The 13,236-nt window shown below is 40.4% G+C and carries 10 protein-coding genes, 1 tRNA gene and 1 pseudogene; 4 read left to right on the plus strand and 8 right to left on the minus strand.

Going from position 1 to position 13,236, the window contains the following annotated elements; genetic code table 11:
* The 3 genes and pseudogenes from ACESK1_RS09505 to ACESK1_RS09515 form a co-directional block, all read left to right on the plus strand.
* Positions 1-303, plus strand: a pseudogene (locus ACESK1_RS09505) (hypothetical protein); the annotation flags it as partial.
* Positions 284-1,684: a hypothetical protein gene (locus tag ACESK1_RS09510; protein WP_372919950.1), complete on the plus strand. Its 1,401-nt coding sequence runs from the start codon at positions 284-286 to the stop codon at positions 1,682-1,684. The pseudogene ACESK1_RS09505 and the gene ACESK1_RS09510, both read left to right, overlap by 20 nt.
* 73 nt (positions 1,685-1,757) lie before the next feature.
* Positions 1,758-2,447, plus strand: a complete 690-nt coding sequence (locus ACESK1_RS09515; RefSeq protein WP_372919951.1) for a peptidoglycan DD-metalloendopeptidase family protein — start codon at positions 1,758-1,760, stop codon at positions 2,445-2,447.
* Between the two features lie 2 nt (positions 2,448-2,449).
* Here ACESK1_RS09515 and ACESK1_RS09520 read toward each other — a convergent pair whose 3' ends face one another.
* The 7 genes from ACESK1_RS09520 to ACESK1_RS09550 form a co-directional block, all read right to left on the minus strand.
* Positions 2,450-2,926 (minus strand): DUF4199 domain-containing protein, encoded by a 477-nt coding sequence (locus ACESK1_RS09520; protein ID WP_372919952.1) that lies wholly within the window; start codon positions 2,924-2,926, stop codon positions 2,450-2,452.
* A 109-nt stretch (positions 2,927-3,035) separates the two neighbouring features.
* The gene (gene secA / locus ACESK1_RS09525; RefSeq protein WP_372919953.1) at positions 3,036-6,392 is read right to left on the minus strand and encodes a preprotein translocase subunit SecA; all 3,357 of its coding nucleotides are present in this window, start codon (positions 6,390-6,392) and stop codon (positions 3,036-3,038) included.
* Between the two features lie 86 nt (positions 6,393-6,478).
* Positions 6,479-6,700: a DUF2795 domain-containing protein gene (locus tag ACESK1_RS09530; RefSeq protein WP_008272287.1), complete on the minus strand. Its 222-nt coding sequence runs from the start codon at positions 6,698-6,700 to the stop codon at positions 6,479-6,481.
* Between the two features lie 151 nt (positions 6,701-6,851).
* Positions 6,852-7,424, minus strand: coding sequence for a cob(I)yrinic acid a,c-diamide adenosyltransferase (locus tag ACESK1_RS09535; RefSeq protein WP_372919954.1), 573 nt, complete (start codon positions 7,422-7,424; stop codon positions 6,852-6,854).
* Between the two features lie 68 nt (positions 7,425-7,492).
* The gene (locus ACESK1_RS09540; RefSeq protein WP_372919955.1) at positions 7,493-7,675 is read right to left on the minus strand and encodes a hypothetical protein; all 183 of its coding nucleotides are present in this window, start codon (positions 7,673-7,675) and stop codon (positions 7,493-7,495) included.
* A gap of 131 nt (positions 7,676-7,806) precedes the next feature.
* On the minus strand, positions 7,807-8,823 hold the full coding sequence (locus tag ACESK1_RS09545) for a M28 family metallopeptidase (RefSeq protein WP_372919956.1): 1,017 nt from the start codon (positions 8,821-8,823) through the stop codon (positions 7,807-7,809).
* Between the two features lie 99 nt (positions 8,824-8,922).
* A complete protein-coding gene (locus tag ACESK1_RS09550; RefSeq protein ID WP_372919957.1) occupies positions 8,923-9,621 on the minus strand; it encodes an SGNH/GDSL hydrolase family protein in 699 nt (232 codons plus the stop codon).
* Between the two features lie 158 nt (positions 9,622-9,779).
* Between ACESK1_RS09550 and ACESK1_RS09555 the strand changes: the two genes are divergently transcribed.
* A tRNA-Ser gene (locus ACESK1_RS09555) sits at positions 9,780-9,864 on the plus strand.
* 1,210 nt (positions 9,865-11,074) lie between these two features.
* Here ACESK1_RS09555 and ftsH read toward each other — a convergent pair.
* Positions 11,075-13,015, minus strand: a complete 1,941-nt coding sequence (gene ftsH, locus ACESK1_RS09560) for an ATP-dependent zinc metalloprotease FtsH (RefSeq protein ID WP_372919958.1) — start codon at positions 13,013-13,015, stop codon at positions 11,075-11,077.
* Positions 13,016-13,236: the final 221 nt, after the last annotated feature.

Here is a 13,236-nt window from a genome sequence, read left to right on the forward strand (position 1 = left end):
TCACCAGAATTCAAAAAGATCGAAAATTTCTATCTGGCGAGTTTGAATATGGAACTGGCTAAAATTGATATAAACGATGAAAACCGGGATCTTATCAATTCCTTTATGGAACAGCTAGCCGATCTGGACGAGGAATATCAACGTCTCAATACGGAAATTAGTAATAATGGTCCCAATGAGCAAAGTATCGATGCTATGATCGGTAATCTTCAGCTACGCCTGGAACTACTCTATAAATTAAAAAATAAATTAAAGGAAATCAATCAATCAAAAGACGATCAATATGAAAACTATCAGGTATAATTTATTCGCGATCCTGGCGTTCATCAGCGCCGTCGCGTTTGCCCAAACCAAAACCTTAGATAAAAGTTATAAGGTTAACTCTGATGCCGAAATAAAGATAAACAGTAGCCATACCAACATTGTTGTGGATTACTGGGATAAGAACGAGGTAAGAGTGGAAGCGATTCTTGATACCGAAGGAATGGATGAAGAAGCCCGGAAAAAACTTACCGAAGACTGGAAGCCTGAAATTAAGACTTCTGCAGGAAATTTAGAGATCAATTCAGGACCGGTAGTTGTTAACTGGGAAAGAAGTATGCAGGCCCTGGAAGAGCCCCTGGCACAACTTCCTGAAATGCTCGGTCCGCTTATGGAAAATCTTGGTCCCATGTTGGAAAGTTTAACGAATAATCCGCTTCCGCCCGAATTTGCTGAAAGTATGGGCAGCATAAAATTTGATCATGAAGCTTATCGAAAGGACGGGGATAAATACCTTGAAAAATTTGAAAAAGAGATGGAAGGCAACTTTGGTCAAGATTTCGAAAAGGCAATGGAAGAATGGGCAGAGCAGTTTGAGAACAATCCGAATATGAAGAAATTCGAGATGGATATGGAAGTCTGGGGAGAGAACTTCGGAAAAGATATGGAAGCCTGGGGCGAAGAGTTCGGAAAAAAAATGGAAGCCTGGGGAGAGAACTTCGGGCAGGATATGGAACAATGGGCTCAGCAGTTTGAAGCAGATATGGCAACCGGTAATATGGACCCCGGGAATATCAAAGTATTAAGAAGTAAGGATGGAGGGGCCAAAAAGACCCTTAAGCTAAATATTCCCAGAAATTCCAATTTAAATCTTGATGTTCGTCACGGGGATGTAAAACTAAGCGGTACAACTAAAAATTTAAAAGCTGACCTCTCCCATAGTCGGTTTACAGCTAATACCATTAGCGGCAAACAAACAGAGATCAAAGTAGCCTATACGCCCGTGAAGGTCAAAACCTGGGATTACGGAGTATTGAGCGCACGCTATGTAAAGGACTTAAAGATTGACAAGGCCAGAAGCATTAAACTTGATTCTAAATCCAGCGACATTCTCTTCAATGAGATAGGGGAGACCGGGATACTTAGTGGAAGTTTTGGTAAGTTGAAAATCGGTAAACTTCATCCCGGATTTAAAAATCTGGATGTAAGTCTTGAAAACAGCGATATGGAATTGTCTTTACCAGATGCTGCATATAATTTTACTTATAATGGAACAAAAAGTAAGATCAAAACGCCTTCAGCCTTAAAACTTAAAAGCAGCAGTTCTTATGATAATGAAAGCCTTAACGGGTATAATAAAACCCGGGATGCGAATGCTTCAGTAACAATTAAAGCAAGTTTTAGCGATGTCTTGGTAAATTAAGATCCAGGGCTTATTTTTGAAAAATCAAAACCTGCAGCTTTTGTTGCGGGTTTTTGCTTTAAAAAGGAAAAGGATGGAGAGATCAGGATTTGAAAAGTTTATATGGAACCTTACCCAGCGCTTTACCAGTGTACTGGATACCAGTTTCACACCGGAGGATTATATTGCGATAGATCTTTCTGAAACCAACGAGGAACTTGAAAAAATCGATATATCATCAGCGGATTCCTTTGCGGGATTTATAGAAGATTACCTGAAGAACACGGGAAAAAAGGTAGCATTCGGAGGTTATAGCGAGATTAGGAAACTCTATAAACGCAGCGAGCTTTTTAGCCACCTTGAGGATGCCCGGGATATTCACCTGGGAATGGATTTTTGGGCGCCTGCCTATACCGCGGTTTTGGCGGTTTTAGATGGAAAGATCCATAGTTTTAAGGATAATGCGAATTTTGGAGATTATGGTCCTACTATTATTCTTGAACATAGCCTTAATGGCGATAAATTCTTTTCTCTTTATGGTCATCTGAGCCGAAAATCACTGGAAAACCTAAAACCCGGTCAGGAAGTCAAACAAGGTGAAAAGATTGGGGAATTGGGTACTGCTGAAGAAAACGGAGATTATGCCCCACATCTTCATTTCCAGATCATCGGCCACCTGGAAGATAAAATAGGAGACTTTCCGGGAGTTGCTTCAAGGCGGGATCTTGATTTTTACCTGCGCAATTGTCCCGATCCCGAATTATTACTGAAGTTAAGACACTAAGATTATTTCCGTTTTAAGACAAGTGCAACAATAGCCGAAGTAACTACGCCCATCATCAAAGCTCCCGAAACGGATTGTATAATATAAGATTGTAGATTAAAATAGGCTTCAGCATCCTCTTTTTCCATTGGACTATTTTCCGCACTGTGCGCGATGGCATTTTTAAAATAATCCGGGGAAATAAATTCATGAGTAATATATTGACCCAAAGGAGAAAGTAAAGCTACTACGATAGTTAGAATCACCCCGGATACAAATCCCTGCTTCCAACTCATTTTGCCCTGAAAATAATTCTTTCGTTTATCGTATATGGCAAAAAGATAGATCGCTATCGCAAGTAATCCGAAGAAATTGGTATAAAGCGGATGGCTGGAAATAAGAACGTCATGCCACCCCATGGCTTTTTCAAAATACATCCAAAGTAGCGATACAACAAAAAAGATGATTCCCCATTTGATCTCAATAGTGTAATTCTTCATTTTGGTATTGGTTAGTTGAGTAAAATTAAGGAAAATTATCATTCAGTCAGAAAAACAAAGATCCCGAAGCAACAGCTCCGGGATCTTTCAGCATATATTATATGAAGATTTACTTATCTACCAACACCCAATCTCCTTTATCTAAAAGTGGGATGGCTTGTTTGAATTTCATAGTCTTGTTCTCTCCACTCATCACGTTTTTGATGGTAACCTTATCATTACGACCAATTTTAGGCTGGTCTCTGGTAATGGTTTCGGTAACCTGAGGACGGCGTTGCTGAGTTTGGCCTGCCGCCTGGTTTTGAGCCGCGCGTTCATCCATATTAGGAATTTCGTCCTTCTGAGTTTCCAGGTTTTCTTTTTTCTTTGGCTGTCTTGCCTCAGAAATATTAGATACATTTCCTTGAGGGATTTCTCCTTTGAAAAGAAAGGAAATCACATCCCGGTTCACCTGGTCTAACATAGCTTTGAATAATTCGAAAGCCTCGAATTTATAAATAAGCAACGGATCTTTTTGTTCGTGTACCGCTAGCTGAACGCTCTGCTTCAACTCGTCCATCTTACGAAGGTGAGTTTTCCAGGCGTCATCAATAATAGCCAGGGTGATATTTTTTTCGAAATCTTTTACCAGTTGAGCACCTTTGGTCTCATAGGCTTTTTCAAGATTTGTGATTACCTGAAGCGTTTTTTGTCCGTCGGTAAACGGTACCGAGATTCGTTCAAACTTATTCTCGCCTTCATACACCTGCTTAATTACGGGGAAAGCCTTTTCGGCACTGTTCTCCATTTTTTGCTGGTAATGTTTGTAGGCCTCTTTATAAACTTCGCCGGCAATCTTCTGAATACCCATTTTCTCAAATTCTTCCTCTGTAACCGGAGAACTCATAGAGAAGTATCGGATAAGCTCAAACTCAAAGTTTTTGAAATCCTGAGCTATTTTATTTCCTTCGGTAATAGCCTCAGAAGTATCAAAAATCATATTGGCGATATCTACGCGAAGACGTTCCCCGAATAAGGCGTGGTAGCGACGCTTGTAGATCACTTCCCGCTGAGCATTCATTACATCATCATACTCCAGCAAACGTTTACGAATTCCGAAGTTATTTTCTTCTACTTTTTTCTGTGCCCGTTCAATGGATTTAGAGATCATAGAGTGCTGAATTACTTCGCCTTCTTCCAATCCCATCTTATCCATAAGTTTCGCAATTCTTTCAGAACCGAATAAACGCATCAGGTTATCCTCAAGGGAAACATAGAACTGAGAGCTTCCCGGATCTCCCTGGCGCCCTGCACGACCTCTTAACTGCCTGTCTACACGTCTTGAATCGTGACGTTCGGTACCTACAATGGCGAGTCCTCCGGCTTCCTTAACCTCGGGGCTAAGTTTGATATCGGTACCACGACCTGCCATGTTGGTGGCGATGGTCACAATTCCCGATTTTCCGGCTTCTGCAACAATATCGGCCTCCTTCTTATGCAGTTTCGCGTTAAGCACGTTATGCGGAACATTTCGAAGTTTCAGCATACGGCTTAGCAATTCTGAAATTTCTACGGAAGTTGTACCGATAAGTACCGGTCTTCCTGCTCGGGAAAGTTCAGTAACGTGGTCGATTACCGCGTTGTATTTTTCACGTTTGGTTTTATAAACCAAATCTTCTTTATCATTACGGGCAATTGGGCGGTTGGTTGGAATTTCAACAACATCCAGTTTGTAGATCTCCCAAAGTTCCCCGGCTTCAGTTACCGCAGTACCTGTCATACCGGAAAGTTTGCGGTACATCCTGAAATAATTCTGAAGGGTTACCGTAGCAAAGGTTTGGGTAGCATCTTCGATCTTTACATTTTCCTTAGCCTCAATGGCCTGGTGTAATCCATCGCTGTAACGACGGCCTTCCATAATACGACCGGTTTGCTCATCTACGATCTTCACCTTATTATCTATCACCACATACTCGGTATCTTTTTCAAATAGGGTATAGGCTTTAAGCAACTGGCGAAGGGTATGAATACGTTCACTCTTCACACTGTATTCGCGGAAGAGTTCTTCTTTTTTCTCTGCTTCCTCTTCTTTGGGAAGTCCTTCTTTTTCAATTTTGGCGATTTCCATACCTAATTCAGGCATCACGAAGAAGTCAGGATCATCTTTTCCTGAAAGGTATTCAATACCTTTATCGGTTAGGTCTATCTGGTTGTTTTTCTCTTCAATGGTAAAATACAGGTCTTCATCAACTTTGGGCATTTCTCTGTTGTTGTCCTGCATATAATGGTTCTCGGTTTTTTGAAGTAGCTGCTTTATACCTTCCTCACTGAGAAATTTAATCAAAGCTTTATTCTTTGGTAGTCCGCGATAAACTCTAAGCAATAAGAAAGCTCCGTCTTTGGTGTTGCCTTCTTTGATTAGTTTTTTTGCTTCAGCCAGTACTTTGGTAAGATGGCTGCGTTGCATTTCAACGATGGTAGATATTGCTGGTTTTAACTGGTCAAATTCGTGAACATCTCCCTTGGGAATTGGTCCTGAAATAATAAGCGGCGTACGGGCATCATCTACAAGAACCGAATCCACCTCATCCACAATGGCGTAATTGTGAGGACGCTGTACAAGATCGTCGGGAGCGTGAGACATATTGTCTCTTAAGTAATCAAAACCAAATTCATTATTGGTTCCATAGGTAATATCTGAATTATAGGCTTTCCTTCTGGCCGCCGAATTAGGACGGTGGTAGTCTATACAATCTACACTCATGCCGTGAAACTGAAAAATAGGAGCCATCCACGCGCTGTCACGCTTGGCCAGGTAATCGTTCACCGTTACCAGGTGAACCCCGTTTCCGGTAAGGGCATTAAGATACATAGGTAGTGTTGCTACAAGGGTTTTACCTTCTCCGGTTTGCATCTCTGCAATTTTACCCTGGTGCATAGCCACCCCACCAATAAGCTGAACATCATAGTGGATCATATCCCATGTAATTGGTTTCCCTGCGGCATCCCAGGAATTACTCCATATGGCATGATCACCATCAAGAGTGATATAATCTTTCTCTGCTGAAAGTTCCCGATCATATTCTGAAGCGGTTACTTTAAGTTCAGTATTATGAAAGAAGCGTTTTGCGGTTTCTTTCACCGTTGCGAAAGCTTCGGGAAGAATATCATTAAGAACCTTTTCTGAAATTTCGTAGGCATTATCTTTTAACGCGTCAATTTCGGCGTAAATATCTTCTTTTCGGGTGATATCATTAGACTCATCAGCCTCTTTTTCCAGATCGGAAATCTGAGAATTTACGTCTTTCAAAGCCTCGGCGATCTTCCCTTTGAATTCGGTGGTTTTTGCTCTTAGTTCATCAATGCTAAGTTTTTCAAAATCAGCCTCCAGGGCTTTAATCTTGTCAACTATTGGGGTTATTTCCTTGACGTCTTTTTTGGATTTATCTCCTACAAATGCTTTTAATACAGAATCTAAAAAACTCATAATAGTTTTTACGTTTAATAAGGTTCAAATGTACGCAAAAAAAAAGCCTCGCTTTGGAGACTTTTTTCTATTTTTTTGCGTGTTTCTTAATATTCATCCTCATTCCAAAGGTAATCTTCGTCAGTAGGATAATCGGGCCAGATCTCTTCAATAGAATCGTATGAATCTCCTTCATCTTCAATAGCCTGCAGGTTTTCGACAACCTCTAAAGGGGCTCCGGTCCTGATTGCATAATCAATTAACTCGTCTTTGGTTGCCGGCCATGGTGCATCGCTTAAATATGATGCTAATTCTAAAGTCCAGTACATTGGTTAATCGGGTTTTTTATTTTTGCAAAAATAAATTTTTTACTGATATAGCAAAGAAAAAAATCTTTTATTTTGTCAATAATATAAGAACTTTTTCTAAAATTATAAGTTTCGGTGAAAATTATTTTTTAGAAGAGGTTGGAAGAGCATATCAGGATTTTGGTGGGATCCATTTTATCTCATCAGCCTGTAACTCGTGGCTCAACTTCCGTGCCAGCACAAATAGATAGTCAGAAAGGCGGTTGAGGTATTGTAGCAGCTTTTCATCAAACTTCTCATTTTCGTATAAGGCGGTAGCCATGCGTTCTGCCCGACGACATACACAACGCGCTATGTGACAGAATGACACGCTTTGATGGCCTCCGGGAAGAACAAAATGGGTCATTTCCGGAAGATTTTCATTCATCATATCCATCTCTTTTTCCAATAGCTCAATATCTTCCGCAGCAATTTTGGGAATATTGAGTCTTTCCTTTCCACTCTTTAAAGTGGCTTTTTCGGGGTCGGTGGCCAGCATAGATCCAATTGTAAAAAGGCGATCCTGGATTTTTATCAGGACCTTCTGGGTATGCTCGTCTATTTTCTGGTCGCGAACCAGGCCTATGTGAGAGTTTAGTTCATCTACGGTACCGTAACTTTCAATGCGTATATGGTGTTTAGGGACACGGGTTCCTCCAAAAAGAGCCGTGGTTCCTTTATCTCCTGTTTTTGTGTAAATTTTCATAAGTGCTATTTCCCTCAAAGGTACAAAAGGAAGTGAAAAAATTATCGTGGATGAAGTTTTATGAAACCTTAGAGGTGATTTTCTGATTCGGATTGTTGTTTTCTACGCCTTTCCAGATAGCGTCTTCTAAAGTTTTCATTTTTGCGGGCTTTCCTGTTTTGTTTTGCGCGGCGGGAGTTCCACATAAAAATTACTAGAAAAACCACGATAATGGCGAGATAAATCCAGGTTTCCCGGTCGAGATCGATCATTTTTAAAGTGATAATTTTTTACAAGGTAATAAATAATTGCAAGTTGCCATATCTTGATTCTCAAGAGATTAATTGTTAAGAAAGAAAAAGCCCCGAAAAACGGGGCTTATTATAAGTTTTGAAAAAAGAGATTATTCTTCAGTTTTTTCAGCTTTATCTACCACAAGTCGCTCATCGCGGTTCGCGATTTCCCAGGCGGTTAAAAATATCAATTGCGCACGTTTCTTTAATGCTTCATATTCAATTTTTTCAGCAGTATCAGTGTGTTTGTGATAATCAGGGTGAACACCGTTGAAGTAAAATATCACCGGGATATTATTCTTGGCGAACATATAGTGGTCGCTGCGATAATAAAAACGGTTAGGGTCGTTCTCATCATTATAGGTGTAATCCAGATCCATATTCATAAATTCTGAATTCACATTTTCACTAAGCTCGTGCAGATCGGTGCTGAGTTTGTCACTTCCAATTAAATACACATAATTATCGTTGCCTTCGTGTTCAGCATCTATACGACCTATCATATCGGCATTAAGGTTAACCACAGTGTTTTCAAGTGGAAAAACAGGGTTTTCCGTATAATATTTAGAACCTAAAAGACCTTTTTCCTCACCGGTAAGCAACATAAAAAGGATGGAACGTTTTGGCGTATATCCGTCTTTTTTCGCTTCAGCGAAGGCTTCGGCAATTTCAATGATAGCCATTGGCCCGGAACCTCCGTCATCGGCACCGTTATAGATATTTCCTTCTTCATCAATTCCAACGTGGTCATAATGAGAGGTGATAACAAGCACTTCTTCCGGAGTTTCACTGCCTTCGATATAACCAAGGACATTTTCTGAAGCTTTTAATTTTCCGTTGAAATATTCGGTCGGAATAATCTGATAATAATTATCAACGCCGGCTGGAGAAGGGATATTTAAATTAATAAATTCGGCACGCAGATATTCGGCAGCCTTTTTTTGGCCCGGTTCTCCGGTATTGCGGCCTTCAAAATCATCATCGGCGAAAACATACAGGTGATCCTTAAGTTCCTGGGATGTAATGGTGTTTGCATACTCCATCGGATCTGCATTTTCAACGTTTTTGTTGTGGACTCCGCAACTAACAAGCCCGGCGGACAGGGCAAACAAAAATATTTTTTTCATAGTTTAAGTAATTGTTTTTAAAAAGCCCCAAGATAGGGGTTTTCAGTAATAAATATCAAGTGCCTGACCTGAAAACAGATTATCTACTTTAAAAAATTCTTATTTAGACTCAAGGGCTTTTTCTATTGCATTAAGAACCAGAGGTTCCATGACCGAATAGCCTTTTTTGTTAGGGTGAACGCCGTCATCAGCGTATTCAGGTTTCATCCCCTTTTTTTCATTCGCTAATACAGGAAAATAGTCGAGATAGATATGATTATTTTCCCGGGCGTAATTCTTTAACCATTTATTTACTGCGGCAATTTTCTCAACCGGTTTAATGCCGGGCTGCCAGGGATAATCATAGACCGGAAGGATGGAACTCAGCACCACTTTTATCCCGTTGGCTTCGGCAAGCTGGGCCATGGCCTTAATGTTATCGGTGATCATTTTTACAGAGGAGGCTCCGGTATTGCCGGCAATATCATTAGTGCCCGCGAGGATGACCACTACTTCGGGATCCAGATCGATCACGTCGGGGGTGAAGCGGATTAGCATTTGCGGGGTTGTTTGGCCTCCAATTCCGCGTCCTGTGAAATTATTATTTCTGAAAAATTCCGGATTGGTATTTACCCAACCTTCGGTTATGGAATTACCCATAAATACTGCGACGGGTTTTTCATTAGATTCTTTGATCTTCTGATTCTCCTTTTGGTATTTCTGAAGGTTAGGCCAGTCCTGTTCCATTCGGTCTTTATTTTGGGCGTTTAAGCCTGGTATAAAATTCAGCAAGATAATAAAGGCATAAATATTTTTCATCAGGTCAAGATTTTCAGCTAAAGGTAGGAAATGGCCACAAACCGACAGAATTTTGTTGAGCTTACAAGCTGAAAATTAATCACCTGCAAAAGTGTCTAAAAAACTTGAAGTTTTTATTGGGTGTAATTGAAAAAGCTTATTATATTTGCATCCGCTAAGGAGGAATGGCAGAGTGGTCGAATGCGGCAGTCTTGAAAACTGTTGAGGGTCACACCTCCGGGGGTTCGAATCCCTCTTCCTCCGCAAAGCTTTAAATGCTTCCCTGAATGGGGGAGCATTTTTATTTTAAGGAAGCTTCAAACGCAGTTTGAAAAGCTGGATTAAAATAAAAATGGTTTCAGGTGCAGCCTGAAGTATTTAAAGCTTTGTTGGTTCCCCCTCTGGGATCAACGCAGTTAATCCATTTCTCTTGTCTCCGGTAAGGAAGCTTCAAACGCAGTATGGAAAGCTGGATTAAAATAAAAATGGTTTCAGGCGCAGCCTGGAGCATTTAAAACTTTGTTGGTCCCCCCCTCTGGGATCAACGCAGTTAATCCATTTCTCTTGTCTCCGGTAAGGAAGCTTCAAACGCAGTTTGGAAAGCTGGATTAAAATAAAAATAGCAGGCGCAGCCTGATGCATTTAAAGCTTTGTTGGTTCCCCCCTTGGGATCAACGCAGTTAATCCCTTTCTCTTGTCTCTTTTAAGGAAGCTTCAAACGCAGTTTGGAAAGCTGGATTAAAATAAAAATGGTTTCAGGCGCAGCCTGGAGCATTTAAAATTTTGTTGGTCCCCCCCTCTGGGATCAACGCAGTTAATCCCTTTCTCTTGTCTCCGGTAAAGAAGCTTCAAACGCAGTTTGGAAAGCTGGATTAAAATAAAAATGGTTTCAGGCCCAGCCTGAAGCATTTAAAGCTTTGTTGGTCCCCCCTCTGGGATCAACCCAGTTAATCCTTTTTGAGTTTTTTTATTCTCATATTTGTACGATTAATGTACGGTTGATTTATTTTTTTTCTGTATCTACAAAATAAAAGTTTTGTTTAAGGGTGCATTTTGTGTATTTCCTACATTATTAAAATTAGTTATACTCTGGATATTGCTTTTAAAATCTTCAAAGGTTACTTCGCCTTCATTTCTATTAAAAAAATGATTTCTTAAGAAAAGTCTTCTAGGTCCATTAGCTTCGTAGTTGCAACATCAATAAAGCTTTCTAGTTCATATGAATAGGCAATGTATTCAAATTGCAGGAAGTCATCTTTTTCAAAATAATATGCATATAATTCTTCCTTTCTCGTTGCACCATTTCCATTTTTAGCCCTGTACCTTAATTGAATAGGTTTTCGCTAAAAAAGTCTGCGATTACCTCAATCATATTCCTATTTGCGTCTTTACCACTATTGATGGCGTTAACAAACTCTTTCTTATCGGGTTTGTTATATTTTTTCTTTAAAAATAACATCCCCCCCCCTGATTTCTAATCTTTCTCATCAAACAAAACTTCGGTATTTCTCTCTCCTAAAATTCTCTCCAAATCAGTTTTTTCCACCACTTCTTTTTTGAGCAGGAGTTGGGCAAGCTCTTCGAGTTCAGCTTTATGATCCACCAGGATTTTTTTGGTTCTTTCGTAGGATTTGGTTATCAAATCATGAACTTTCTTATCTATTAATTCAGCCATATTTTCACTATAAGGTTTAGAAAGGATTCGCTCATTCTGGCCGGTGGAATCATAATAGCTCAAGGGTCCAATTTCCCGATCCAGACCATAAAAAGCAACCATAGTATAGGCCTGTTTAGTCACTTTTTCAAGGTCATCTAAGGCTCCGGAGGAAATCTCGTTAAAAATTACATCTTCTGAAGCACGCCCGCCAAGAGATGCGCAAATTTGATCCATGAATTGTGCCTTTGTCACAATCTTTCGTTCCTCCGGAAGATACCATGCAGATCCCAGGGATTTCCCCCTGGGAATAATTGACACTTTCACCAGCGAATCTACATGTTTTAAAAACCAGCTGGCAACCGCATGCCCTGCTTCGTGGTAGGCGACAATGTTCTTCTCCACAGGTGATATTATATGTCCTTTTCGTTCAAGTCCGCCAACCACACGGTCTCTGGCATCTAAAAAATCCTGTTGTTCTACAATTTCCTTCTTTTTACGGGCTGCGATAAGCGCTGCTTCATTACAGATATTTGCTATATCGGCTCCCGAGAATCCAGGGCTCAATGAAGCTAGTTCTTCTACATCTATATCTTTTGCCAGTTTTAGATTCTGGATATGTACCTCAAAGATCTCGATTCGATCCAACTTGTTGGGGAGTTCCAGGTAAATATGCCTGTCGAACCTCCCGGGACGTAACAGCGCTTTATCCAGAATATCGGGCCTGTTGGTGGCGGCAAGTACAATCACTCCTGTATTTTCGCCAAAACCATCCAATTCTGTTAATAATTGGTTTAGGGTATTTTCCCTTTCATCATTAGATTGAAGCGCATTTACCTTTTCCCTGGATCGTCCCACAGCATCTATCTCATCGATAAAAATAATGCTGGGTGCCTTTTCCTTTGCTTTTTGGAAGAGGTCCCGAACCCTGGAAGCACCCACGCCAACAAATAGCTCTACGAATTCCGATCCGGATAATGAGAAAAACGGGACGTTCGCTTCCCCGGCCATCGCTTTTGCAATAAGGGTTTTTCCGGTTCCTGGCGGACCTAACAACAACACCCCTTTTGGTATTTTTGCTCCCAATTTTGTGTATGTCACAGGATTTTTAAGAAAATCTACGACTTCCATAACTTCTGACTTTGCCTCATTTAAGCCTGCAACATCTTTAAAGGTAACCGGGTTTTTCCTGCCTGCATTCGAGATCCTGGCGGTTGTTTTTCCGAAACTGGAAAATGGATTTGCGCCGCCACCGGAACTCATTCTTCGCACTACGAATACCCAAAACAATAGCAATAGCCCCAGGGGAATTAGCCAGGGAAGTATATCTCCAAAGTTTGTCCGGCTTGTATATTGAACATCTATTTTCTCTTCCGGTAAGAAATCCTGCTGTGCTTTTTCAAGCTTATTTTCAAAACTCTCCACGGAACCCAGGGTCATCGTGTAATGAGGACCGAACTCAGAAAACGAGATGTCCTCATATTTAGGATCCTGAAGGTATTCTTCCCTAATGTAGATCTCTGCTACTTCTTTGTTTACCACCACTAACTTTTCAACCTGGCCTTGCTCCAGGAAATCCCGCTCAAACTCTAACCAGGTTATTTCCTTGCTTTCTGTGAAGGGGTTAAAAATGGTGAACATCAGAATAAAAATTAGTAGCAGGACATAAAACCAGCTAAAACTTTTACCTCCAAATGGCATTTTTGGTTCTTTCTTTTTCGGGTTTTCAGGTGTGGTATCCCTGGTTTCGCGCTCTTTCATTTTTCAGGAATCTGTGTTGTTCTAATAAGCTTCAGAATGTTCAAAAGACGATGCTTAATTTTTATTGCTTTTAATAAGCTCTACTGAAGGCTTCTTTGATTTGTTGACCTTATTTAAAATTGAAATCTATCGTGGGTTGGCATTCTGTCTGTAAAATGGAATTTCAGCTTTCAGCTTAAATTTATCTGAAATGTTTGACCTTTGAAATGATATAAATCATT

The organism is Salegentibacter sp. (assembly GCF_041642575.1).
GTDB lineage: Bacteria > Bacteroidota > Bacteroidia > Flavobacteriales > Flavobacteriaceae > Salegentibacter.